Here is a 22,645-nt window from a genome sequence, read left to right as displayed (position 1 = left end):
CAGACAGGCGGCATATTCATGCAAACAAAGCATAACGTTATGTGGTTTCCGGCCCGCTTGTGGACGAGAAAGCCATAAAACCGGCCGAGTGCCGGAAAGATGCGCATGGCCCGCCCCGGTCAACCCACCCATCGCTCCGTTCGCACAGGTCGATTGCGGCGGCCCGACAGGCCCGCACGCATGCCGGAACCAACGTGGCGCCGTGTCGGTCCAAAAGTACTGCCTGTCGAATCTCTTGGTCGTTTGTTCCGGCATTCAGGGGGTGTTCGCATGATGCTGTCTTCGCTGTTTCCCCACCGTGGTGGCACCTTGATCGCGGCATTGCCGACATGCCGCCGGTGGTTGATGCAACTCGTGCGCATGGTCACTGGCGCCGCGATGGCGTCGCTGGCCATCGCGGCTTTTGCGGGTGGTCCCAAGGCCTATGTCGGCAATTTCAAGGACAGCACGGTCAGCGTGATCGACACGGCGACGGGCGCAGTCGTCGCGACGGTGCCCGTCGCCGCGGGCCCGCACGGCATGGGCATTACGCCCGACGGCCGCCGGGTCTATGTCGGTGGCGAAAGCAGCACCGGCATCAGCGTGATCGACACGGCGAATGACCGCGTCGTCCAGACCATCGAAGTGGGCCACACGCCGCACGGCCTGGCCATGGCGCCGGATGGCAAGACCCTGCTCGCCGGGGTTTACGGCGACAACCGCGTCGCTTTCATCGACGTGGCGACGAACGCCGTCGTGGCGACGGTCCCGGTGGCGAATCCGCACACCATCGCGATTCGGCCGGACGGCAAGCTCGCCTATGTCGCCTCGCAGGCGCCCGGAAAATTCGCGCTGGTGGTGATCGACCTGGCGTCGCACGCCGTCTTGCGTTCGCTGGCGCTGGACAAGGCGCCGCGCGATCCCGAGTTCGGGTACGACGGCAAGGCCTTGTATGTCACCGTGGCCGGGCTCAACGCGATCGAGGTGCTGGACCCGGAGACGGACAAGACCGTCGCCGAAGTGCCGACCGGCGTGTCGCCGCACGTGGCCAAACTCTACCGTGGCGCGGCGTTCGCCACCGCGGTCGTCCAAGGTCCGGGCGAATTGCAGTTGTTCGATCCCGTGACGAACAAGAGTGTGCGTTCGATTGCGGTGGGCAAGCAGCCGCATTGGCAGGCTTCCGTGGACGGCAAAACCGTGTATGTCACCAACGAAGGCTCGAACGACGTGAGCGCCGTGGACCTCGCCACCGGCCAGACGAAGGCAATCGCGGTCGGCACTGCACCGCGCAAAATCGTCGTGCAACCGTCCGCCACCGGGACCGCCGCCGCGCAGGCCGTGATTTCAGCCGCCAACCTTGCGTCGGCACCCGCGGCGATCGCGGTGGCGCGGGGCCCCTCCGTGGCCTAGGTGAACACCGGCGGCGCGCCCCATGGCGTTCCCTTCCAGGATGGTGCGCGCCCGGTGCCGACTTGGTGCTGCCTGTGGCAAGCGTCAGCCGCACCTTCGAGCAAAACGGGGCGCTAGGACTGCGTATGCTCGGTGCATCCGTCGATGGCCGGTCGGTAGTGCGGTAAGCCAGATCGCCGGGGCGCCAAGCGTGCACTCTGGTGCGGAGTCGAAAAAAAAGCCCCGCAAAGCGGGGCTCGGGCGAAGCGCAGGACCCTTCAGGCCATGGTCACGGCGATCATGGCCAGCAGGAAGATCATGATGCCACCGACCAGCGGGATCACCACGGGGATCAGGGGCACAACCGCCTCAACGGCGTCGTGTGTCGGGGCATCGTGCGCTTGCGGGGCGTGGGGCTGGGACATTGTGCTCATCTCCAAAATTGCAGTGTTGGCGCGATTTTAGCCGTTGGAGGGGCAGCGCGCCGGGCCACAGCACGACCGCTGCCGTGCTGGCCCCGTGGGCAGGTCCATCGGCCTCGGCTGGCGCCAGCGATGGATCGGTATTCACCGCCGAAAGGATGGGCAATATGGCAACTGCTTTTCACTGGTCCTGGCTGCCAGGCCTGCTTCTGCTGATCGCCCTGGCGTTCGCCTCGATCCGGGTTTTTCGCGAGTACGAGCGCGGCGTCGTCTTCACCCTGGGGCGTTTCTGGAAGGTCCGGGGGCCGGGGCTCGTCCTCCTCGTTCCCGTGGTCCAGCAGGTGGTGCGGGTGGATCTGCGCACCGTGGTGCTGGAGGTGCCGCCCCAGGACGTGATCTCGCGCGACAACGTCTCGGTGAAGGTCAACGCCGTGGTTTATCTGCGCGTGGTCGATGCCGAGAAGGCGGTGATCCAGGTGGTCAACTACCTGGAGGCGACCAGCCAGCTGGCGCAGACCATGCTGCGCTCGGTGCTCGGCAAGCACCAGCTCGACGAGATGCTGGCCGAGCGCGAGTCGCTGAATCTGGACATCCAGCAGGCGCTCGATGCGCAAACCGACACCTGGGGCATCAAGGTGTCCAATGTCGAGATCAAGCAGGTCGATCTGACCGAATCGATGATCCGGGCGATCGCGCGCCAGGCCGAGGCCGAGCGCGAGCGGCGTGCCAAGGTCATCCATGCCGAGGGCGAACTGCAGGCGTCCGAAAAACTGTTCCAAGCCGCCAAAGTCCTGGCGCAGGAGCCGCAGGCCATCATGCTGCGTTACCTGGAGACGCTGACCGTGATCGGCGCGGACAAGAACACGACCGTCGTGTTTCCGTTGCCGATGGACCTGGTCGCTCCGCTGCTCAAGAAAATGGCGCCCTAGCGCGATCGGCGGGTATTGCCCGCAGGTCCTCGGAACTTCACACCAGAGCCGCCTCCATGCCGGCGCTGCGCAGTTGCTCCAGCACCTCGGCCACATGGGCGTGGCCGCGCATCTGCAGCACCAGCTCGATCTCCACGTTCTGCGCCGACAGCAGCGTGAAGGCGCGCTGGTGGTGCACCTCCTCGATGTTGGCGCCGGCGTCGGCCACGGTGGCCGTGATGCGCGCGAGCGCCCCGGGGGTGTCGCGCGCGCTGACCTTGATGCGCGCGAGGCGCCCCGAGCGCACCATGCCGCGCTCGATGATCGCGGCCAGCAGCAGCGGGTCGATGTTGCCGCCGCACAGCACCAGACCGACCTTCCTGCCGGCAAAGCGCTCGGGGTAGCGCAGCAGCGCGGCCAGCCCGGCCGCGCCGGCGCCCTCGACCAGGGTCTTTTCGATCTCGAGCAGCATCAGCACGGCCTGCTCGATGTCGCCCTCGTCGACCAGCACCAGGTCGTCCACCAGGCGCTTGACCACCTCCTGCGTGATCACGCCGGGCGTGCCCACGGCAATGCCCTCGGCAATGGTCGACGTGCCCTGCGGGTGGTGCGTGCCCTTCACCGCGTTCACCATGGCCGGAAAGCGCGTGGTCTGCACGCCCACGATCTCGATGCCGGGCTGCAGCGCCTTGGCCGCCGTGGCCACGCCGGCGATCAGGCCGCCGCCGCCCACGGCGATGACCAGCGTGTCCAGGTCGGGCACCGCGGCCAGCATTTCCAGCGCCAGCGTGCCCTGGCCGGCGGCCACGGCTTCGTCATCGTAGGGGTGGACGAAGATCAGGCCCTGCGCCTGGGCCAGCGCATAGGCGTGCGCGCGCGCCTCGTCGAGCGTGTCACCGTGCAGCACCACCTCGGCGCCGAAGCCGCGCGTGCGCTCCACCTTCACGCCGGGCGTGAAGCGCGGCATGACGATCACGGCGCGCAGGCCCAGGCGCTGCGCGTGGTAGGCCACGCCCTGGGCATGGTTGCCGGCGCTCATCGCGACCACGCCGTGCGCGCGCTCGTCGGGCGTGAGCAGCGTGAGCTTGTTGCAGGCGCCGCGCTCCTTGAACGAGGCGGTGAACTGCAGGTTCTCGAACTTCAGGAAAATCTGCGCGCCGACGATTTGCGACAGTGTCTGCGATTCGACGCAGGGCGTGTTCAGCACGTGGCCCTGCACGCGCACGGCGGCGTCGCGGATGTCTTGGAGGGATAGCATGCGCGCCATTGTGGGGCCGCAGGTCCCTCTTTGGAAAGAGGGCGGCGCACCGGTTCCGCTTCTCTTTTGATAGCTTCCAGCGCTTGTCCCATAAGCGCCAGAGGCGATTTTCATCCATATCGGCGGCGTGGCTCCGCAGCGCCTAGGCCGGAAAGGCGCGCTCCAGCAGGGCGTCCACGGCGAGCGCGCGCGCATCGAACGCGCCCACCACGCGGCCCCAGTGTGGGTCGGCCAGGCGCGTGGCGATGAAGCCGTCGGCCACGCAGGCCGGCGCGTGGCGGCGCAGCAGGCAGGCCTGGGCCACCAGGGCCAGGCGCTGGGTGAGGGTGCGCGCGGCGGCCTCGGGCACCGGCGCGCCCTGGCCCAGCCACTGGGCCAGCGTGTCCAGCTCGGCCACCAGGCGCGGCTCGCCGGCCGCGTCCTGCGCCAGCTCGGCCAGCAGCGCGGCGGCGGCCTCGGGCTCGCGCGCGAGCGCCCGCAGCACATCGAGGCACATCACGTTGCCCGAGCCTTCCCAGATCGAGTTGACGGGCGCCTCGCGGAACAGCCGCGCCATCACGCCGTCCTCGACGTAGCCGTTGCCGCCAAACACCTCCATCGCCTCGCCCGTGAGCTCCACGGCGCGCTTGCAGACCCAGAACTTGGCCGCCGGCGTCACCACGCGCTTCCAGGCGCGCTGCGCCGGGTCGTCGGCGTGCTCGAAAGCGTGCGCCAGCCGCATCGCCAGCACCAGCGCGGCCTCGCTCTCCAGCGCCAGGTCGGCCAGCACGGAGCGCATCAGCGGCTGCTCGGCCAGGCGCTTGCCAAAGGCCTGGCGCTGGCGCGCATAGGCGATGGCCTGCACGGTTGCCTGGCGCAGCATCGCGGCGCTGCCGATCACGCAGTTGAGCCGCGTCATGGTCGCCATCTCGATGATGGTTGGAATGCCGCGCCCCTCTTCGCCCATCAGCAGGCCCCAGGCGCCGTCGAACTCGACCTCGCTGCTTGAATTGCTGCGGTTGCCCACCTTGTCCTTGAGGCGCTGCACGTGCACCGCGTTCTTGCTGCCGTCGGGGCGCCAGCGCGGCACGTAAAAGCACGCCGGGCCGCCGTGCGGCGTTTGCGCCACCACCAGGTGTGCATCGCACATCGGCGCCGAGAAGAACCACTTGTGGCCGCGCAGCAGGTATTCGCCGCCGCGCCCGCCGGCGCCCGGACCCGAACGCAAGGGTGTGGCCTGCGTGGTGTTGGCGCGCACGTCCGAGCCGCCCTGCTTTTCGGTCATGCCCATGCCCAGCCAGACCGAGGCCTTGTCGGCCACCGGAACGTCGCGCGCGTCGTAGGCGTCGCTGTAGAGCTTGCCCTGCAGCTGCGCCCACAGCGCCGGCTCTTTTTGCAGCACCGGAATGCTCGCCGTCGTCATGGTCGCGGGGCACAGCGTGCCCTGCTCGACCTGGCCGTGCAGGTAAAAGCCCGCCGCCCAGGCGCTCCAGCGGCCCGGCTGCGCATTGCTAAACGGCAGCGAGATCAGTCCCTGCGCGCGGTACAGCGCCATCAGCGTGTGCCAGCTCGGGTGGAATTCCACCTGGTCCACACGGCGCCCGCGGCTGTCGAAGGGGCGCATCTCGGGCCCATGGCGGTTGGCGTCGCGCGCGAGCTGGTAGGTTTCGGCGCGGCCCAGCTGCGCGCCATAGGCGCCGAGCTGCGGCAGCGCCCACTGCGCGCCCGCGCGCGCCATCGCCTCGCGCAGGGCGGCATCGGTCGCCAGCAGGTCGTAGCCGCTGAGCTCGTCGAACTGGTTGAAAACCTCGTGCGTGGGGCCGGCCATGGGGGTCTCCGTTCTCGGGCTGGATGGGTGTCTCTGCCGCAGTCTAGGCAATACGGCCGCGCCGGGTGTTGGGATGGCGCAAGCCGCCGCGCCGGGGGGCCCCGGCCAGCGCCCGCGCCGGCTCTTTTGCAGGCGCTTCACGGCGTGCCTGGCAGGGTGCGTGAAGTTTAAGAAAATGGGCTGTAACGCTTATGGGATAAGCGCTTCTAGCTCACTATTTTGGAAGCATTTTGCGCTGCGCCCTGGTGGGCAAGCCGCCTTGGGCCGCACCGGGCCGGTGCGCCTGCGCAAGCCCCGCCCTCAGTTGTTTGGCGCCGGCCGCGGGTCTTCGCGGTGCGGGCGCTGCGGCCCGCCCCCAGGCCGGCCCCGGTCGTCGGGCACCTGCGTGCCGCGCGGCTCTTGCGGGGGCCGCTGGCGCTGGGCTTCACTCTGGGCCTGGCGCATTTGCTGCTCCGCACGCTGCATCTGCATCTGCATCTGCTGCTGCTGTTGCTGCATGTGCTGGGCCTGGGCCTGGCGCATTTGCTGTTCTTGCTGTGCGCGTTGCGCCTGCATCTGCGCAGCGCGGGCCGACTGTTCGTTCTGCGCCTGCTCGCGCCGGGCGGCCTGCGCGCGCTGCTGTTCCTGCTGCAGCTGTGCGGCCCGGGTGGCCTGCACACGCTGGGCGTTCTGTTCCCGGGCTGCCTGGTCGCTCTGCGCCTGTTCGCGCCGGGCGTTTTGCGCGCGCTGCTGCTCTTGCTGCACCTGTGCGGCCTGGGCGGCCTGCGCACGCTGGGCATTCTGTTCACGCGCCGCCTGCTCGTTCTGGGCTTGCGCGCGCCGGGCGGCCTGTGCGCGCTGTTGTTCCTGTTGCATCTGTGCGGCCCGCGTGTCCGGCGCGTTCGGTTCACGCAGTGCCGGGTTGGGCTGCGCCCGCTCGCGTTGTCTGGGTTCCTGCTGCACCAAGGGCGGGCGTGGCACGGCCGGGGGCTGCGCAGGGGCGGCGCCCGGTGACAAGAAGCCGCGCGCCGGTGCGGCCGCGCTGTGCGGCGGTTCGGGCTGCCGCGGCGGGCTTGGCAGGGCTTCGCGCAGCGGTGCGCCACCGCCGCGGCCGTGCTGGAAGGCCGAGGGGGAGACCACGCGCCGGTCAACCACGGCGGCCGGTGGCGCGGGGTGCGGCTGCGCCAGTCGCGAGGCGCCGAACACGCTGCGCGGGTCGCGTGTGGGGGCAGGCGGCGCCACGGTGCGGGTGCGCTGCAGGTCGGCCGCGGCCACCGGGCGCGCGTTGCCGCGCACATGCTGGCCCTGCGCGAACGCGGCGACGGTGACCGCCGTCACGGCGGCCGGCAGGTGCTGGTAGCGGTAGCCACTGGCGGCGTTCGCGGAGTTTGGGGCGTGGGGGCGCATCCCGCTGCGGTTCACGTTGCGCACGTAGGCCGGGCTGGCCCGGTAGCTCGGGCGCCAGGCTTCGCCGGGGGCCAGCGGAAACCAGGCCACCCCGGGCTGCACGGCGCCGCCCACCGCGATGCCGAAGTTCCCGGCGCCCGCATTGCCGCCGACAAAGCCCACCAGCGCGGGCGCATAGACCGGGCGCACGGCAGCGGCGCCCGGCACCCAGCACCAGCGCGCACCGCGCTGGGCCCAGCGGCCATAGTGGAACGGGGCAAAGCCCCAGGGCTCGTCGTCGATCCAGGTCCAGCCCCAGGGCGCGATCGAGGCCCAGTGGCCGACGCGGTAAGGCGCCCAGCCCGCCACCGCCACGCGCGGCACCCAGACGGTGCCATAGGCCGGGTCATCCTCCCAGTCGCCGTACGGGTCGAGCTGCTGGTAGCCGATGACCTCGCGCGAGACATAGCGCGCCGCCACCGACCGGTCTTCGTCCAGGTCGCGCGCCGCCGCCCAGCGGTCCAACGGGCCCAGCGCCGGCGCGGTCTGCCCGGCGATCTGGTCCAGGTCCGCGCCCGCGAACGTGATCTGCTGGCGCGCGCCCAGCTCCACCGATGCGCCGTCGCTGCCATAGACCACGGCGCTGCCCGCCTGCACCGTCACGCGCGTGGTGCCGGCGGCCGGGTCCACGTCGAGCCGGTAGTTGCCGGGCTGCGACGCCATGAACGCCAGGTTCGGCGTGTCGACCTCGAAGCGCTGGTCCGGTGGCAGGCTGCGCAGGCGCGCGATCAGGCTGCCCTGGGTCAGCGCGAGCTGCACGGTCTGGTCGTCGAGCGCGGACAAGGCCAGGCTGGTCTGCGCGTCCATGCGCAGCGCGGTCGAACCGATGTGCAGCTCGGAGCGCGCACCGGCGTCGCTCCAGAGCCGGTCCCCCTGCGTCAGCGGCCGGTTCAGCACCGCGCCGGCCCACTGTTCGTAGCCGGCCGGCGCAAAGCTCACGGGCCCGTCGAAATAGTTGAGCTGCGCCACGCGCCCGGGCGGGTCACCGGCGGCCTGTGCGAAGGCGGCGGTGCCGCACACGGCGGCCACCAGCACGAACAGCACCAGCGCCAGGCGCCGCCCGCGGGCTGAAATAAAGGCGTTGGCATGCACGTTGTGGCCCCCCGCAGCCTGTTGACACCAGGGGCGGCCGCAGTGATTCACCCCACTGTGTAGAACGCGCCAGCGCCGATAAAGACGACCGGCGGGGCGCCGGCCCGGCGAAAAATCCGTCACCGGATGCAACGCAACGTCTGTCGGATTAATTGCCACCGGCTGCGCGGGCCAAGCCAGCGGGCGTCCACCGAAGCCTGCGGAAGCCGCGCCCCGCAAGGGTTTGCGTGGCCGGCCCGCCTGCTGGCGCGCAATTTGCTTGACGGCATGCATGCGCCCTGCGGTCCGTGCGGGGCACGACACGCAGCTTCAAGGAGAGCCGCCATGACTTCCACCTTCTTCAGGGGCCTGGCCCTGGCCGCAGCGCTTGTCGGCGCTCCGGTGGTGCAGGCGAGCCCGGTGACCTTCAGCGCCGTCCTCAACGGAGCAAGCGAGTCCCCAGCGACGGCCTCCCCGGGCACCGGTTTTGCGACCGTCGATTTTGACCTGGCCGCCCACACGATGCGGGTCCGCGTCGATTTTTCGGGGCTGGTCGCGGGCACGACGGCGTCCCACATCCACTGCTGCACTGCGGTGCCCAACGCGGGCAACGCCCTGGTGGCCACCACCACGCCCACCTTTACCGGATTTCCCAGCGGGGTGACCGCCGGCACCTACGACCACACCTTCGACATGGGCCTGGCCTCGTCGTACAACGCGGCGTTCATCTCCGCCAACGGCGGCAGCACGGCCAGCGCCGAAGCGACGCTGTACGCCGGCATGGTGGCGGGAGAGGCCTACCTCAATATCCACTCCAGCACCTTCCCTTCGGGCGAGATCCGCGGCTTCCTCCAGGTGCCTGAACCGGGCAGCCTGGCGCTGCTGGCGCTCGGTTTGGCGGGGCTGGCGCTCGGTCTGCGCAAGCGGCAGAAGATGGCGCTTTCCGGATCCGTCACTGCGCGCACACGCGCAGCACATCCGCCCCATAGGCTTCGAGCTTCTTCGCCCCCATTCCGCTGATGCCCTGCAGGTCGTCGAGCGTGCGCGGCGGCTGCTGCGCAATCGCCGCGAGCGTCGCGTCGTGGAAGATCACATAGGCCGGCAGGCCGTGCTCGCGCGCCACCTCGGCGCGCCAGGCCTTGAGGTTGATGAAGCGCACCTGCGCGTCCTGGTCCAGGTTGGCGGCGGCCGGGGACAGCGTGCCGGCGGGGCTGCGGCGCTTGCGCTCGCGCGGCGCGGCCGCGGTGGATTCGCGCAGCTGTACCGGCACCTCGCCGCGCAGCACGGCGCGCGAGCCGTCGGCCAGGCACAGGGTGTCGAAGCTGTGGCCGCTCTCGAGCATCACCTTGTGCAGGCCGACGGCGCCGGTGGCCAGCAGCTGGCGCAGCACGCTGCGCAGCTGCGCCTCGCTGAATTCGGCACCCAGGCCGAAGGTCGAGAGCCTGTCGTGGCCGAACTGTTCGACTTTTTCGGTCTTCTTGCCGCGCAGGATGTCCATGATGTGCCCGGTGCCAAAGCCGATGCCGCTGGCCGCGTGGACGCGGTAGATCGTGGACAGCAGCTTGCGCGCGGCGTCCGTCGCGTCCCACACGGCGGGCGGGCTGATGCAGTTGTCGCAGTTGCCGCACGGCGTGGACGGCTCGCCGAAGTAGGCCAGCAGGCGCACGCGCCGGCAGTCGGTGGCCTCGGCCAGACCCAGCAGCGCGTCGAGCTTGCCGCGCAGCGCTGCCTTGAACTCTTCGCCCGCCGGGCTCTCGTCGATCATACGGCGCTGGTTGACCACGTCGTTGAGGCCATAGGCCATCCAGGCGTCGGCGGCCAGGCCGTCGCGGCCGGCGCGGCCGGTTTCCTGGTAGTAGCCCTCGATGTTCTTCGGCATGTCCACATGGCCGACAAAGCGCACGTCGGGCTTGTCGATGCCCATGCCGAAGGCGATGGTCGCGACCATCACGATGCCTTCCTCGCGCAGGAAGCGGTCCTGGTTCTGCTGGCGCACGTCTTGCGGCAGACCGGCGTGGTAGGGCAGGGCGTTGACGCCCGCGCCCACCAGCGTGGCGGCCAGCTCTTCGACGCGCTTCCTGGACTGGCAATAGACCACGCCGGCATCGCCCGCGTGCTCGCGCTCGATGAAGCGCAGCAGCTGCGCGGTGGCGTCCTTCTTTTCGACGATCGTGTAGCGGATGTTGGGCCGGTCGAAGCTGCTGATGAACAGGCGCGCGCTTTCGAGCTGCAGGCGCTCGACGATGTCGGCGCGCGTGAGCTCGTCGGCCGTGGCCGTGAGTGCGATGCGCGGCACGCCGGCATAGCGCTCGTGCAGCACCGACAGTGCGCGGTACTCGGGCCGGAAGTCGTGGCCCCACTGGCTCACGCAGTGCGCCTCGTCGATGGCGAACAGGCTCAGGCCGCCGTGCTGGTACAGCCCGTCGAGCAGCCCCAGGAAGCGCGGCGTGTTCAGCCGCTCGGGCGCCACGTACAAGAGCGTGATGCCGCCCGTCTGCAGGCGCCGCTCCACGTCCATCGCCTCGTCGAACGACAGCGTCGAGTTCAGGAACGCCGCGCTCACGCCGGCCTCGTGCAGCGCGCCGACCTGGTCGTGCATCAGCGCGATCAGCGGCGAGACGACGATGGCCACGCCGTGCCCCTGCTGCTGGCGCACGATGGCCGGCACCTGGTAGCACAGGCTCTTGCCGCCGCCCGTGGGCATCAGCACGAGTGCGTCGCCGCCGGCGATCACATGCTGGGTGATGGCCTCTTGCGGGCCGCGGAATTGTTCGTAACCGAAGGCGTCCTGCAGGACGGAGTGCGCGGGGGACAAATGGATGCTCTTTGTTTGATAGCTTTCAGCGCAGTATGGGTAAGCGTTGAAGGCCAATTTGACCAATATTTCAGGCGGCGCCCGCGTGCGGTGAGGCCCGGCGCCCGAAGGCGCTTATTGTGCGCCGCCTGCGCCGGAGCGGGGTTTCTACAATGGCATTGCTGCCATGACACTGCCCCTGTTCGACACCCCCGACCCCGGCCCGCAGACGCTCTCGCCGGGCGCCATGCTGCTGCGCGGCTGGGCGCGCGCGCAGGCCGCGCAGTGGGTGGCGCAGGTGGTGGCGGTCACGGCGCAGGCGCCGTTTCGCACCATGGTGCGGCCCGGCGGCGCACCGCTGTCGGTGGCCATGACCAACTGCGGCGCCTTCGGGTGGGTGTCGGACGCACGCCGCTACCACTACACCGCCACCGACCCCGTCTCGGGCCAGCCCTGGCCCGCGCTGCCCGCGTGGCTGCGCGCACAGGCGCAGGCGGCCGCCGCCGCGGCCGGCCACCCCGGCTTTGTGCCCGATGCCTGCCTCATCAACCGCTATGTGCCCGGCGCCAAGCTCTCGCTGCACCGCGACGAGGACGAGGCCGACCTGTCGGCGCCCATCGTCTCGGTGTCGCTGGGATTGAGCGCCACCTTCCTGTGGGGCGGCCTGCGCCGCAGCGACCCGGTGCAGCGCGTGCCGCTGCAGCATGGCGATGTGGTGGTGTGGGGCGGCCCCGCGCGCATGGCCTACCACGGCGTTAACCCGCTCAAGGACGGCCACCACGACCTGCTGGGCAGCGCGCGCTGGAACCTGACGTTCCGCATGGCGCGTGCGCGCTATCCGGCGGCGGACCGGCCGTAGGCCCGTTGCGGCGACGGCGCGCAATGCCCGCGCGCGGCGCCGGGCGGGGCGCTCTTTCTACAATCGCCCCATGCAAGCCCTTCACTACACCCGCGCCGCACAGCTTCCCGCCATCCTGGCCCAACGCATCGCCATCCTCGACGGCGCCATGGGCACCATGATCCAGCGCTTCAAGCTGGGCGAGGCGCAGTACCGGGGCGAGGGCTACAGCGGACCCGGCAGCGCGGGCGAGCGCTTCAAGGACTTTCCGCGCGACGTCAAGGGCAACAACGAGCTGCTCAGCATCACGCGGCCCGACGTGATCCGCGACATCCACGAGGGCTATCTCGCCGCCGGCGCCGACCTGATCGAGACCAACACCTTTGGCGCCACCACGGTGGCGCAGGAGGACTACAAGATGGCCGACCTGGCGCGCGAGATGAACCTGGCCTCGGCCCGGCTGGCGCGCGCCGCCTGCGACAAATATTCCACGCCCGACAAGCCGCGCTTTGTCGCCGGCGCGCTGGGCCCGACGCCCAAGACCGCCAGCATCAGCCCCGACGTGAATGACCCCGGCGCGCGCAACATCACCTTCGAGCAGCTGCGCGCGGCCTACTTCGAGCAGACCGAGGCGCTGATCGAGGGCGGCGCCGACGTGATCCTGGTCGAGACGATTTTCGACACGCTCAACGCCAAGGCCGCGCTGTTCGCGGTCGAGGAAGTGTTCGAGAAGACCGGCGAGCGCCTGCCGCTGATCATCAGCGGCACCGTCACCGACGCCTCGGGCCGCATCCTCTCGGGCCAGACCGTCACGGCGTTCTGGCACAGCGTGCGCCACGCGCGGCCGCTGGCCGTGGGCCTGAACTGCGCTTTAGGCGCGGCGCTGATGCGCCCCTACATCCAGGAACTGGCCAAGGCCGCGCCCGACACTTTCATCAGCTGCTACCCGAACGCCGGCCTGCCCAACCCGATGAGCGACACCGGCTTCGACGAGACGCCCGAGGTCACGAGCCGCCTGGTTCACGAGTTCGCCGCCGAGGGGCTGGTCAACATCGTCGGCGGCTGCTGCGGCACCACGCCCGACCACATCGGCGCGATCGCGCGGGCCGTGGGCCCGGTCGCCACGCGGCCGCTGCAGCGCGCGGGTTTCTACGCCGCAGAGGCCTGATACTGCAGCGCCCGGGCGGGCGCTGTGACTATCAAAAAAAGAGCTGCTAACGCTTGCTGGGTAAGCGTTGGCAGCTCTTTTGGCTTGGAAATCTGCGCGGCCGGGCGGCCGTGCCCGCTTCAGGGGTACAGGCCGCGCATTTCGCGTGCGTGCAGCATGCGCGTGCAGGCGACGATGAAGGTCGCGGTGCGCAGGCTCACCTGGTGCTCTTGCGCCACCTGCCAGATGCCGGCAAAGGCCTCTTTCATGATGCGCACCAGGCGGGCGTTGATCTCGTCTTCGCTCCAGAAGAAGCTCGAGAAGTCCTGCACCCACTCGAAGTAGCTCACCGTCACGCCGCCGGCGTTGGCGATCACGTCGGGCAGCACCAGCACGCCCTTGTCGTGCAGGATGTCGTCGGCCTCGGGCGTGGTGGGGCCGTTGGCGCCCTCGATGACCATGCGCGCCTGGATCTGGCCGGCGTTGTCGGCGGTGATCTGGCTCTCGAGCGCGGCGGGGATCAGGATGTCGCAGGGCACGGCCCAGAAGGCGCTGTTGTCCAGGGCTTCGGCGCCGGCAAAGCCGGCCACGCCGCCGCTGTCAGCGACGTGGGCGGTGAGCGCCGCCACGTCCAGCCCCGCGTCGCGGTAGACGGTGCCGGTGTGGTCCTGCACGGCCACCAGGCGCGTGCCGGCCTCGCCAAACAGCTTGGCCGCCGTGCCGCCGACGTTGCCAAAGCCCTGCACGGCCAGGCGCGCGCCCTCGACCTTGAGGCCCGTGTGGTGCGCCGCTTCCATGCCGACGGTGAATACGCCGCGGCCCGTCGCCTCGCGCCGGCCGAGCGAGCCGCCCAGGTCAATGGGCTTGCCGGTGACGACACCGGTGGCCGTCACGCCGGTGTTCATCGAATAGGTGTCCATCATCCACGCCATGATCTGCTCGTTGGTGTTGACGTCGGGCGCCGGGATGTCCTTGCTCGGGCCGATGATCAGGCCGATCTCGCTGGTGTAGCGGCGCGTCAGGCGCTCGAGCTCGCTGCGCGAGAGCTTTTTCGGGTCGACACGGATGCCGCCCTTGGCGCCGCCGTAGGGCACGTTGACGGCGGCGTTCTTCACCGACATCCAGGCCGACAGCGCCATCACCTCCGACAGCGTCACGTCCTGGTGGAAGCGCACGCCGCCCTTGCCCGGGCCGCGCGAGAGGTTGTGCTGCACGCGGTAGCCCTCGAAGTGGGCGATGGTGCCGTTGTCGAGTTCGATCGGCACGTCGACGATCAGGATGCGCTTGGGGCGCTTGAGGGTCTCGACCCAGCGCGCGAGGTGGCCCAGGTAGGGCGTGACGCGGTCGACCTGCTTGAGGTAGTTGCCCCAGGGGCCGAGGTGGTCGGCCTGCAGGTACGAGGGCAGGGCGTGCGTGGGCACGCCGGGGGTGCTGGGGGTGGGTGACATGGCGGCAATCCTGACCGGAGGATGTGAAGGTCGCCTAGCTTAGAAGCACTGCCCTGCCGGTGTCCAACGCCGCGGTGTTTCGTGGTCATGCATTTCCCGCATAACCTGCCTCCGGCGCTGCCACGCTTCAGGCGGCCGGGGCCGGCGCGCCGCGTTCGGTGGCCAGCAGCAGGGCGCCGCCCAGCACCAGCGCGCCGCCCGCCAGCTGCGCTGCGCCCAGGTGCTCCTGCAGGAAGACCCAGGCCAGCAGCACCGTGACCACGGGCTCGAGCATCGAGATCAGCGCGGTGCGCGACGCCCCCAGGCGCTCCAGCCCGGCGACGAACAGGCCAATGGCCAGCACCGTGGACACCAGCACGATGGCGGCCACGGCGCCCCAGCCCGGCAGCGTCTGCGCCAGCTGCGGCGGCAGGCCCCCCAGCGCGCGCACGCTGGCCACGCAGGCCAGCACGGCGGCCGCGCTGGTGAGGATCACCGCGGTCGACGCCAGCGGCGCCACGCCGCGCGTCGCCCGGCTGCCGCCGATGATGTAGCAGGCGTAGATGCAGGCCGCCCCCAGCGCCAGCGCCACGCCGCGCGGGTCGAGCGCCGGGCCGCCGCCCTGGCCCGGGCTCCAGCCCAGCGTCAGCACCGTGCCGGCGCTGCACACCGCCAACGCCACCAGGCGCCGCCGCGTGAGCGATTCGAGGCCCAGCAGCCACGACAGCAGCACCACGAACAGCGGGTACAGGTACAAGAGCAGCGCCACCATGCCGGCCGGAAGGAACAGGAGCGCGCCAAAAAAGCAGAACGACTGCGCCACATAGGCCGCGCCCATCAGCACCAGGGCGGGCAGGCGCGCGCGCGCCGGCAGGCCGGTGTGCCGCCAGCGCAGCAGCAGCCACAGCGCCAGCGCCGCCAGCGCAAAGCGCGGCAGCAGCACGCCCAGCATGTCCGCGCCTTCGTCGTAGGCAGCGCGCACGAAGATCGCCAGGGCGCCGAAGCCGGCGGCCGACAGCGCCACCAGGGCGGCGGCGCTGCCAGGGGTTCGCACGGAGGCGTTCATGGCGTCGCCCCCGGGGACCGCGCGCTGCAGGGTCTGCAAAAAGGGAAAGCCATGCCTTGCTCCGGAAAAGGGGCGAAGCGGCAAGCTTAGGCGAGGCCGGCGGCGCTGTGAAGGCGTGATGGCCGTTCCGAGGTTTTCAGGGCGCAGTGCCAGAGGCCCTGGGCCCACAAGAGCGACCACCGGCTCAAGGAAGTCCTGTTGACGGAGACCACCCTGGTGCGCCCGCTGGGGGTGAGCTACCGGCGCGACGGTTATCTTTCGCCGGCCTCGCGCCGGATCGTTCTTTGCTGCAGGCGCACGGCGAGAGCCTGATTGCCGAGGCGGTGGCGCGCGCCTGGTAGGCGCGGCAGGCCGGGCCTGGCAGCCTTCCCTTCACTCGACCGTGAAGTGCTCCAGCGCCGGGTCGCCCGGCGGGTAGCGCAGGTCGAGGTTGCGCAGCACCTCGCGCAGCACCGTGGCGATCATCAGGTTGCGGTGGGTCTTGGAGTTGGCCGGCACGATGGTCCAGGGCGCCCAGCGCGTGTGCGTGGCCGCCAGCAGCGTTTCATAGGCCGACTGGTACGCGGCCCACTGCTGGCGCACGGCGATGTCGCCCAGGTCGAATTTCCAGTGTTTGGTGGGGTCGTCCAGGCGCTCCTGCAGGCGGTCGCGCTGCTCGTCGGCGCTGATATGCAGCATGAATTTCACGACCACGGTGCCGGTGTCGCTGAGCAGGCGCTCGAAGGCATTGATGTGCCCAAAGCGCTCGCGCTGCTGCGCGCGCGTGAGGGTGCCGTTGACCACGGGCACCAGCACATCCTCGTAGTGGCTGCGGTTGAACACCGTGACCTCGCCCGCGCCGGGCACCTGCTGGTGGATGCGCCACAGGAAGTCGTGCGCGCGCTCGACTTCAGTGGGCGCCTTCCAGCCCACCACGTGCACGCCCAGCGCGCTCATGCGGCCGAACACGCTTCGGATGGTGCCGTCCTTGCCGGCGGTGTCGGTGCCCTGCAGCACCACCAGCAGCTTGTAGCGCCGGTCGGCGTAGAGGCGGTTCTGCAGCTCGTCGAGTTCGAGCGCCAGCGCCTCCACCGCGGCCTTGTCCTGGGCCTTGTTGCCCCGCGAGAACGGCTTGGCCGCGGGGTCGAAGTCGGCCAGCGACACGGCGGCGGCCTTGCTGCCTTTGCCGCCGGCGGCGGGCTGCCACGCGGACCAGGGGTGCGCCACATCGGCGTGCTGGCTGTCGAAAGGGGAGGCCATGCGGTTCTCCAGAAAAAGGGGGAAGCGCCCAGCTTAGGCGAGACCGGCATGCGCCCCGTGCCACCGCCCCGCGCACGAGGGCTTCAATGCTACTGAATCAATGGCTGTGCGCGCTGGCAGGGTAAGGGCTATAGCCTTTTTTTGCCCGATTTTTGTGCCGCGGTGCCCGGCGCCCCGGCGGCGGCGCTTTCGCCCATCAGCGCCACAAAGCGCCGCGCGCCCAGGCCCAGCGGGCGCTCCTTGGACCAGACCAGGTCCACCCACAGCTCCACCCCGTTGCTCAGGTTCTCGAACGGCATCTCGACCAGCGTGCCGGCCTCGATGCGCGGCTGCACCAGGGCACGCGGCTGCCAGCCCCAGCCCAGGCCGGCCTCGATCAGGCCGAGCGCGGCGATGTGGTTGTCGGTGCGCCAGCTGTGGCGCGCAAACACGAAGCGCGGGTCGCTGTGCGCCAGGTCGCGGCCGGCCACGACGATCTGGCGCGTGGTCGTCAGGTGCTCTTCGCGCAGGCGCGCGCTGGCGGCGGTCTCGCCGCGCGCCACCGCGGCAGCGCGCGCGGCCGCCAGCACCGGGTGCTGCGGCGCCATCACGGCGACCAGGGCCTCGGTGCCGACTTCCTGGAAGCCCTCGCGCCCGTCCATGCTGGGGCGCTCGAACACCAGCGCCAGCTGCGCGCGCCCGGTGTGCAGCAGGTCGAGCGCGTCGGCCTGCGGCGCGGCGAGCACCTCGACCTGCAGGAGCGGGTGGTCCTGCGCCAGCGCGGCCAGCGGCGCGCTCCAGGGTGCGGCCAGCAGCTCGGGGGCGATCGCCAGCGTCAGGCGCTCTTCCAGCCCCTGCGTCAGCGACAGCGCCTGCGCATTGAGCTGCTGCAGCTGCGCCGCCAGCAGCCGCGCCTGCGGCTCCAGGGCGCGCGCCGCGGCCGTCGGGCGCGGCTCGCGGCCGGCGCGCTCGAACAGCAGCACGTCCAGTTCGGCCTCCAGGTGCCCCACGGCCATGCTCACGGCCGAGGGCACGCGGCCCAGGGCGCGCGCGGCCGCCGAGAACGAGCCGCGGTCGAGCACGGCGAGAAAGACCTGGACGCTGTCGGAAGAAAATGCCATGCGCCAATTATCAGAAAAATTGAAACAAGCTAACTTTTAGTGTCAGGCAATCACACATAAAGTCGAGGCCATGTCTTCTGCCATCCCCCACCAGCGCGGCCTGCAGGGCCCCAAGCGCCGCATCGTCTACGTCACGCTCTACGAACTGATCGCCATCGCCGTGGCCACCGCCGGGCTGGCCCAGCTCACCGGCGCCGGTGCGGGCCACGCGGGCGTGGTGGCGGCTGCGTCCTCGGTCATTGCCGTGGTCTGGAACATCGTCTTCAACAGCGCCTTCGAGCGCTGGGAGGCGCGCCAGGCCGTGCGCGGGCGCAGCATCGCGCGCCGCGTCGCGCACGCGATCGGGTTCGAGGGCGGCTTGGTGTTCATGCTGGTGCCCTTGTTCGCCTGGTGGTTTGGCGTGGGCCTGTGGCAGGCCTTCGTGATGGACATCGGGCTGATGCTCTTCTTCCTCTGCTACACCTTTGCCTTCAACCTGGCGTTCGACCGGGTGTTTGGCCTGCCGGCCTCGGCGGCCTGAGCCGCGCCCGGCGCCGCAGCCCTGCGGCCGCACGGGAGCGGGCCATCCCTTAAAATGGTTGCTTTCCTCCGAGGAGCGTTGCAGCGGCAGCCCGGGCCCCGAGCCGGCAGCCGTCAGGCTCGGGTGCCGCAGCAGGCCCACCCAACGACGCTCACCTGTTTATTGCCGTTTTTTACAGGTGAGCTGTATGTCTGAAGTGTTTCCTCCTCCCCTCAAGCTGTCGGGCCTGGAGCCCGTCTCCATTGGCGCCGATTCGCTGTTCGTCAACGTGGGCGAGCGCACCAACGTCACCGGCTCGAAGGCCTTTGCGCGCCTGATCCTGAACGGCCAGTTCGAGGACGCCCTGGCCGTGGCGCGCCAGCAGGTCGAGAACGGCGCGCAGATCATCGACATCAACATGGACGAGGCCATGCTCGACAGCAAGGCCGCCATGGTGCGCTTCCTGAACCTGATCGCGTCCGAGCCCGACATCGCGCGCCTGCCGATCATGGTCGACAGCTCCAAGTGGGAGGTGATCGAGGCCGGCCTGCGCTGCATCCAGGGCAAGCCCATCGTCAACTCGATCAGCATGAAGGAGGGCGTGGACGCCTTCAAGCACCACGCGCGCCTGGTGCGCCGCTACGGCGCCGCCGCCGTGGTCATGGCCTTCGACGAAAAAGGCCAGGCCGACACCTTCGCGCGCAAGATCGAGATCTGCGAGCGCGCCTTCCGCATCCTGGTCGACGAGGTCGGCTTTCCGCCCGAGGACATCATCTTCGACCCGAACATCTTCGCGGTCGCCACCGGCATCGAGGAGCATGCCAACTACGCGGTCGAGTTCATCGAGGCCACGCGCTGGATCAAGGCCAACCTGCCGGGCGCCAAGGTGTCGGGCGGGGTTTCGAACGTGTCGTTCAGCTTCCGCGGCAACGACCCGGTGCGCGAGGCCATCCACACCGTGTTCCTGTACCACGCGATCCAGGCCGGCATGGACATGGGCATCGTCAACGCCGGCATGGTGGGCGTCTACGACGACCTCGAGCCCGAGCTGCGCGAGCGCGTCGAGGACGTGATCCTCAACCGCCGCCCCGATGCGGCCGAGCGGCTGCTCGAAGTGGCCGAGACCGCCAAGAGCGGCGCCAAGGACGAGGGCAAGAAGCTCGAATGGCGCGGCACGCCCGAGGCGCCGAAGACCGTCGAAGAGCGCCTGTCGCACGCGCTGGTGCACGGCTTCACCGACTTCATCGTCGAAGACACCGAAGAGGCCTACCAGCAGATCCTGGCGCAGGGGGGGCGCCCGCTGCACGTGATCGAGGGACCGCTGATGGCCGGCATGTCCATCGTTGGCGACCTGTTCGGCGCAGGCAAGATGTTCCTGCCGCAGGTCGTGAAGTCGGCGCGCGTGATGAAGCTCGCCGTCGCGCACCTGATCCCCTATATCGAGGAAGAAAAGCGCCAGGACGAGCTGGCCGGGCGCGACGTGCGCACGAAAGGCAAGATCGTCATCGCCACCGTCAAGGGCGACGTGCACGACATCGGCAAGAACATCGTTACCGTGGTCTTGCAGTGCAACAACTTCGAGGTCATCAACATGGGCGTGATGGTGCCCTGCCATGAAATCCTCGCGCGCGCCAAGGCCGAGGGCGCCGACATCGTAGGCCTGTCGGGCCTGATCACCCCCAGCCTCGAAGAGATGCAGTACGTGGCCGCCGAAATGCACAAGGACGACCATTTCCGCGTCAAGAAGATTCCGCTCCTGATCGGCGGCGCCACCTGCAGCCGCGTGCACACGGCCGTGAAGATCGCGCCGCACTACGGCGGCCCCGTGGTCTACGTGCCCGACGCCTCGCGCAGCGTGGGCGTGGCGCAGAGCCTGCTCGGCGACAACGTCGAGGCCTTCGTGCAAGAGGTCAACGCCGACTACGACAAGGTGCGTACCCAGCACGCCAACAAGAAGCAGACGCCGCTGTGGCCGCTGGCCAAGATCCGCGCCAACAAGACGCCGATCGACTGGAGCGGCTACCAGCCGCCGCGCCCGCGCGCGCTCGGCCGGCGTGTGTTCAAGAATTTCGACCTGAACGAACTCGTGTCCTTCATCGACTGGGGCCCGTTCTTTCAGACCTGGGACCTGGCCGGGCCGTACCCCGCGATCCTGACCGACAAGGTGGTGGGCCAGGAGGCCACGCGCGTGTTCGCCGACGGCCAGGCCATGCTGAAGAAAATCATCGACGGGCGCTGGCTCCAGGCCAGCGGCGTGCTGGGGCTGTACCCGGCCAACAGCGTGGGCGATGACATCGAGTTCTACACCGACGAGACGCGCTGCCAGGTCGCGATGACCTGGTACGGCCTGCGCCAGCAGACCGAGAAGCACACCGTGGACGGCGTGACGCGCCCGAGCCGCTGCCTGGCCGACTTCGTCGCGCCCAAGGACAGCGGCATCGCCGACTACGCCGGCATGTTCGCCGTCACGGCCGGCCTGGGGATCGAGAAGAAAGAGCAGGCCTTCATAGCCGCGCTCGACGACTACTCGGCCATCCTGTTCAAGAGCCTGGCCGACCGCCTGGCCGAGGCCTTTGCCGAGTGCCTGCACCAGCGCGTGCGCACCGACCTGTGGGGCTACGCCGGCGGCGAGCAGCTCAACAACGCCGACCTGATCGCCGAGAAGTACGCCGGCATCCGCCCCGCGCCCGGCTACCCCGCCTGCCCCGACCACAGCGCCAAGCACGACCTGTTCGCGCTCCTGCGCTGCGACGAGATCGGCATGTCGCTCACCGAGAGCCTGGCGATGTCGCCGGCCGCCAGCGTCAGCGGCTTTTACATCGGGCACCCTGAGAGCGTGTACTTCAGCGTCGGCAAGATCGGCGACGACCAGGTGCGCGACATGGCCGAGCGCCGCGGCATGCCGGAGGCCGAACTGCGCCGCCTGCTCGGGCCGAACTTGTAATTTCAGGTAAAAATAGCCTCTGGCGCTTATGGGGAAAGCGCTGAAAGCTATCACTTTGATAGTGATGAAAAGACGGCCCGGTCCGACACCGCAGCCCGCGCCCGGCGGCTACAGTGGTCCGCATGCCCGTGCTGCCCGATGACCCTGCGCGCTTTGTGAGTTCGGCGCCGCCGCGCCCCTGGTGGCCGGTGCGCGCTGTCGAGCTGTGGCTGGGCGCCGACGGCCTGCGCATGAGCGCGGCGATGTCGTTCTACGGCATGCTGAGCCTGGCGCCGCTGCTGGTGGTGGTAGTGGCCGCACTCGGCTGGTGGGTGGACCGCTCGCTGGTCGAGAACAACCTTCTCGCGCAGATCCGCGCGCTCAGCGGCGACCGCACCGCCGAGGTGGTGCAGCAGGCGCTGGCCAGCGCCAAGGCGCCGTCGCAGGGGCTGGCGGCCTCGGCCGTGGCCCTGCTGCTGCTGCTGTGGGGCGCCACCGGTGTGTTCGCCGAGCTGCAGGCGGCTTTTGCGCGGCTGTGGCAGGAAGAGAACCCCGCGCCATCGTCGCGGCCCGCGTGGTGGATCACGGCAACGATGCGCGTGCGCGGCCTGGCCTATGTGCTGGCGATGGGGTTCCTGCTGCTGGTGTCGCTGCTGGTGTCGGCCGCGCTGGCCGTGGCCTCGGCCTGGCTGGGCAAGCACCTGCCGTTCCATGTGCTGCTGGTGGCGCTCAGCGAGGGGGTGTCGTTTGTGTTCGCCGCCGCGCTGTTCTTCGGGCTCATGCGCATCAGCGTCGATCCCAAGCCGCGCCTGCGCTACCTGGCGCTGGGCGCGGTGATCGGCGCGGGCCTGTTCACCGTGGGGCGCCATGCCCTGTCGGCCTACCTCGCCAGTGCGGCCGTGGTGTCGGCCTACGGTGCGGCGGGCTCGCTGGTGGCGCTGCTGGTGTGGATCTATTTTTCGTCGGCCGTGCTGCTGCTGTCGGCCGGCTGCGCGCGCGCGCTGCAGGAGCGCAGCGAGGCAGTGGCGACCGCGGCCTGAACGGCGCGCGGCGGCAGCGCCGTGCGATAACCTGGGTTTACAAACAGACGTATCCCGGCAGCGGGTGCTGTGTACCGTGTCGCGGACCGCGCTCGCCGAGCGCCCCGGTGGCCCTGCCACCCCACCTGCACAGGAAATCCGCATGAACGCACCGCCTTCCACGCCACCCGCCCTCTCTGCCGCCACGCCGGCGGCGCTGCCCGCCGCCTCCGGCCCGCCGCTGCGCTGGCTCTGGGCGGCCATCGGCGTGCTGGGCGTGAGCGTGCTGGCGCTTGGCGCCACGCTCGTGGCGCAGCAGCGCGCGCCGGCCGCC

General features: G+C 70.0%; 17 protein-coding genes and 1 riboswitch. Of the genes, 8 read left to right on the top strand and 9 right to left on the bottom strand.

Annotated elements, in window-relative coordinates:
* Window positions 1–270: 270 nt before the first annotated feature.
* Window positions 271–1,389: a cytochrome D1 domain-containing protein gene (locus B2J86_RS12825; RefSeq protein WP_254068094.1), complete on the top strand. Its 1,119-nt coding sequence runs from the start codon at window positions 271–273 to the stop codon at window positions 1,387–1,389.
* A 257-nt stretch (window positions 1,390–1,646) separates the two neighbouring features.
* On the opposite strand, the gene B2J86_RS12820 is transcribed toward B2J86_RS12825, so the two are convergent.
* Complete coding sequence (locus B2J86_RS12820; RefSeq protein WP_169167928.1) at window positions 1,647–1,802, bottom strand: hypothetical protein; 156 nt, start codon at window positions 1,800–1,802, stop codon at window positions 1,647–1,649.
* Between the two features lie 155 nt (window positions 1,803–1,957).
* On the opposite strand from B2J86_RS12820, the gene B2J86_RS12815 reads away from it, so the two are divergent.
* Complete coding sequence (locus B2J86_RS12815) at window positions 1,958–2,719, top strand: slipin family protein (protein WP_169167929.1); 762 nt, start codon at window positions 1,958–1,960, stop codon at window positions 2,717–2,719.
* A 37-nt stretch (window positions 2,720–2,756) separates the two neighbouring features.
* On the opposite strand, the gene B2J86_RS12810 is transcribed toward B2J86_RS12815, so the two are convergent.
* The 3 genes from B2J86_RS12810 to B2J86_RS12800 form a co-directional block, all read right to left on the bottom strand.
* A complete protein-coding gene (locus B2J86_RS12810) occupies window positions 2,757–3,956 on the bottom strand; it encodes a threonine ammonia-lyase (protein WP_173025795.1) in 1,200 nt (399 codons plus the stop codon).
* A gap of 142 nt (window positions 3,957–4,098) precedes the next feature.
* Window positions 4,099–5,763 carry an acyl-CoA dehydrogenase family protein gene (locus B2J86_RS12805; protein ID WP_173025794.1) on the bottom strand — a complete coding sequence of 555 codons (1,665 nt, stop codon included), beginning with the start codon at window positions 5,761–5,763 and terminating at the stop codon, window positions 4,099–4,101.
* A 300-nt stretch (window positions 5,764–6,063) separates the two neighbouring features.
* Complete coding sequence (locus B2J86_RS12800) at window positions 6,064–8,280, bottom strand: DUF6600 domain-containing protein (protein ID WP_173025793.1); 2,217 nt, start codon at window positions 8,278–8,280, stop codon at window positions 6,064–6,066.
* A 324-nt stretch (window positions 8,281–8,604) separates the two neighbouring features.
* Between B2J86_RS12800 and B2J86_RS12795 the strand changes: the two genes are divergently transcribed.
* Window positions 8,605–9,279, top strand: a complete 675-nt coding sequence (locus tag B2J86_RS12795; protein ID WP_173025792.1) for a CHRD domain-containing protein — start codon at window positions 8,605–8,607, stop codon at window positions 9,277–9,279.
* Here the strand turns inward: B2J86_RS12795 and recQ are convergent.
* On the bottom strand, window positions 9,212–11,074 hold the full coding sequence (gene recQ, locus B2J86_RS12790; protein WP_173025791.1) for a DNA helicase RecQ: 1,863 nt from the start codon (window positions 11,072–11,074) through the stop codon (window positions 9,212–9,214). The genes B2J86_RS12795 and recQ overlap by 68 nt on opposite strands.
* Before the next feature lie 166 nt (window positions 11,075–11,240).
* Here recQ and alkB point away from each other — a divergent pair, with 166 nt between their 5' ends.
* The gene (gene alkB / locus B2J86_RS12785; RefSeq protein ID WP_169635995.1) at window positions 11,241–11,912 is read left to right on the top strand and encodes a DNA oxidative demethylase AlkB; all 672 of its coding nucleotides are present in this window, start codon (window positions 11,241–11,243) and stop codon (window positions 11,910–11,912) included.
* Window positions 11,913–11,982: 70 nt separating this feature from the next.
* Window positions 11,983–13,059: a homocysteine S-methyltransferase family protein gene (locus B2J86_RS12780; protein ID WP_169635996.1), complete on the top strand. Its 1,077-nt coding sequence runs from the start codon at window positions 11,983–11,985 to the stop codon at window positions 13,057–13,059.
* A gap of 119 nt (window positions 13,060–13,178) precedes the next feature.
* Here the strand turns inward: B2J86_RS12780 and B2J86_RS12775 are convergent, their stop codons facing one another.
* The 4 genes from B2J86_RS12775 to B2J86_RS12760 form a co-directional block, all read right to left on the bottom strand.
* Window positions 13,179–14,486 carry a Glu/Leu/Phe/Val dehydrogenase gene (locus tag B2J86_RS12775; RefSeq protein WP_169167937.1) on the bottom strand — a complete coding sequence of 436 codons (1,308 nt, stop codon included), beginning with the start codon at window positions 14,484–14,486 and terminating at the stop codon, window positions 13,179–13,181.
* A 127-nt stretch (window positions 14,487–14,613) separates the two neighbouring features.
* Window positions 14,614–15,531 carry a DMT family transporter gene (locus B2J86_RS12770; protein ID WP_169167938.1) on the bottom strand — a complete coding sequence of 306 codons (918 nt, stop codon included), beginning with the start codon at window positions 15,529–15,531 and terminating at the stop codon, window positions 14,614–14,616.
* 372 nt (window positions 15,532–15,903) lie between these two features.
* Window positions 15,904–16,770 carry a PPK2 family polyphosphate kinase gene (locus B2J86_RS12765; protein WP_169635997.1) on the bottom strand — a complete coding sequence of 289 codons (867 nt, stop codon included), beginning with the start codon at window positions 16,768–16,770 and terminating at the stop codon, window positions 15,904–15,906.
* A gap of 128 nt (window positions 16,771–16,898) precedes the next feature.
* The gene (locus tag B2J86_RS12760) at window positions 16,899–17,870 is read right to left on the bottom strand and encodes a LysR family transcriptional regulator (protein WP_173025790.1); all 972 of its coding nucleotides are present in this window, start codon (window positions 17,868–17,870) and stop codon (window positions 16,899–16,901) included.
* Window positions 17,871–17,970: 100 nt separating this feature from the next.
* Here B2J86_RS12760 and B2J86_RS12755 point away from each other — a divergent pair, with 100 nt between their 5' ends.
* The 3 genes from B2J86_RS12755 (at window position 17,971) to B2J86_RS12745 (ending at window position 22,332) form a co-directional block, all read left to right on the top strand.
* A complete protein-coding gene (locus B2J86_RS12755; protein ID WP_169167977.1) occupies window positions 17,971–18,390 on the top strand; it encodes a PACE efflux transporter in 420 nt (139 codons plus the stop codon).
* A 64-nt stretch (window positions 18,391–18,454) separates the two neighbouring features.
* Window positions 18,455–18,550, top strand: a riboswitch (S-adenosyl-L-homocysteine riboswitch).
* A gap of 27 nt (window positions 18,551–18,577) precedes the next feature.
* Complete coding sequence (gene metH / locus B2J86_RS12750) at window positions 18,578–21,313, top strand: methionine synthase (RefSeq protein WP_169167941.1); 2,736 nt, start codon at window positions 18,578–18,580, stop codon at window positions 21,311–21,313.
* A gap of 122 nt (window positions 21,314–21,435) precedes the next feature.
* Complete coding sequence (locus tag B2J86_RS12745) at window positions 21,436–22,332, top strand: YihY/virulence factor BrkB family protein (protein ID WP_169167942.1); 897 nt, start codon at window positions 21,436–21,438, stop codon at window positions 22,330–22,332.
* Window positions 22,333–22,645: the final 313 nt, after the last annotated feature.

Origin of the sequence: Acidovorax sp. SRB_14 (assembly GCF_012932145.1) — a bacterium.
In the GTDB taxonomy this organism is placed as follows: Bacteria; Pseudomonadota; Gammaproteobacteria; order Burkholderiales; family Burkholderiaceae_C; genus Simplicispira.
The sequence above is the reverse complement of the archived record's forward strand: the minus strand, read 5'-3'. Positions and strand labels throughout refer to the sequence as shown.

Excerpts from the sequence above, each read along its gene's own strand:
- B2J86_RS12825 (WP_254068094.1), top strand. The coding sequence starts at position 271 with ATGATGCTGTCTTCGCTGTTTCCCCACCGTGGTGGCACCTTGATCGCG.
- B2J86_RS12820 (WP_169167928.1), bottom strand. The coding sequence starts at position 1,802 with ATGAGCACAATGTCCCAGCCCCACGCCCCGCAAGCGCACGATGCCCCG.
- B2J86_RS12815 (WP_169167929.1), top strand. The coding sequence starts at position 1,958 with ATGGCAACTGCTTTTCACTGGTCCTGGCTGCCAGGCCTGCTTCTGCTG.
- B2J86_RS12810 (WP_173025795.1), bottom strand. The coding sequence starts at position 3,956 with ATGCTATCCCTCCAAGACATCCGCGACGCCGCCGTGCGCGTGCAGGGC.
- B2J86_RS12805 (WP_173025794.1), bottom strand. The coding sequence starts at position 5,763 with ATGGCCGGCCCCACGCACGAGGTTTTCAACCAGTTCGACGAGCTCAGC.
- B2J86_RS12795 (WP_173025792.1), top strand. The coding sequence starts at position 8,605 with ATGACTTCCACCTTCTTCAGGGGCCTGGCCCTGGCCGCAGCGCTTGTC.
- alkB (WP_169635995.1), top strand. The coding sequence starts at position 11,241 with ATGACACTGCCCCTGTTCGACACCCCCGACCCCGGCCCGCAGACGCTC.
- B2J86_RS12780 (WP_169635996.1), top strand. The coding sequence starts at position 11,983 with ATGCAAGCCCTTCACTACACCCGCGCCGCACAGCTTCCCGCCATCCTG.
- B2J86_RS12775 (WP_169167937.1), bottom strand. The coding sequence starts at position 14,486 with ATGTCACCCACCCCCAGCACCCCCGGCGTGCCCACGCACGCCCTGCCC.
- B2J86_RS12770 (WP_169167938.1), bottom strand. The coding sequence starts at position 15,531 with ATGAACGCCTCCGTGCGAACCCCTGGCAGCGCCGCCGCCCTGGTGGCG.
- B2J86_RS12765 (WP_169635997.1), bottom strand. The coding sequence starts at position 16,770 with ATGGCCTCCCCTTTCGACAGCCAGCACGCCGATGTGGCGCACCCCTGG.
- B2J86_RS12760 (WP_173025790.1), bottom strand. The coding sequence starts at position 17,870 with ATGGCATTTTCTTCCGACAGCGTCCAGGTCTTTCTCGCCGTGCTCGAC.
- metH (WP_169167941.1), top strand. The coding sequence starts at position 18,578 with ATGTCTGAAGTGTTTCCTCCTCCCCTCAAGCTGTCGGGCCTGGAGCCC.
- B2J86_RS12745 (WP_169167942.1), top strand. The coding sequence starts at position 21,436 with ATGCCCGTGCTGCCCGATGACCCTGCGCGCTTTGTGAGTTCGGCGCCG.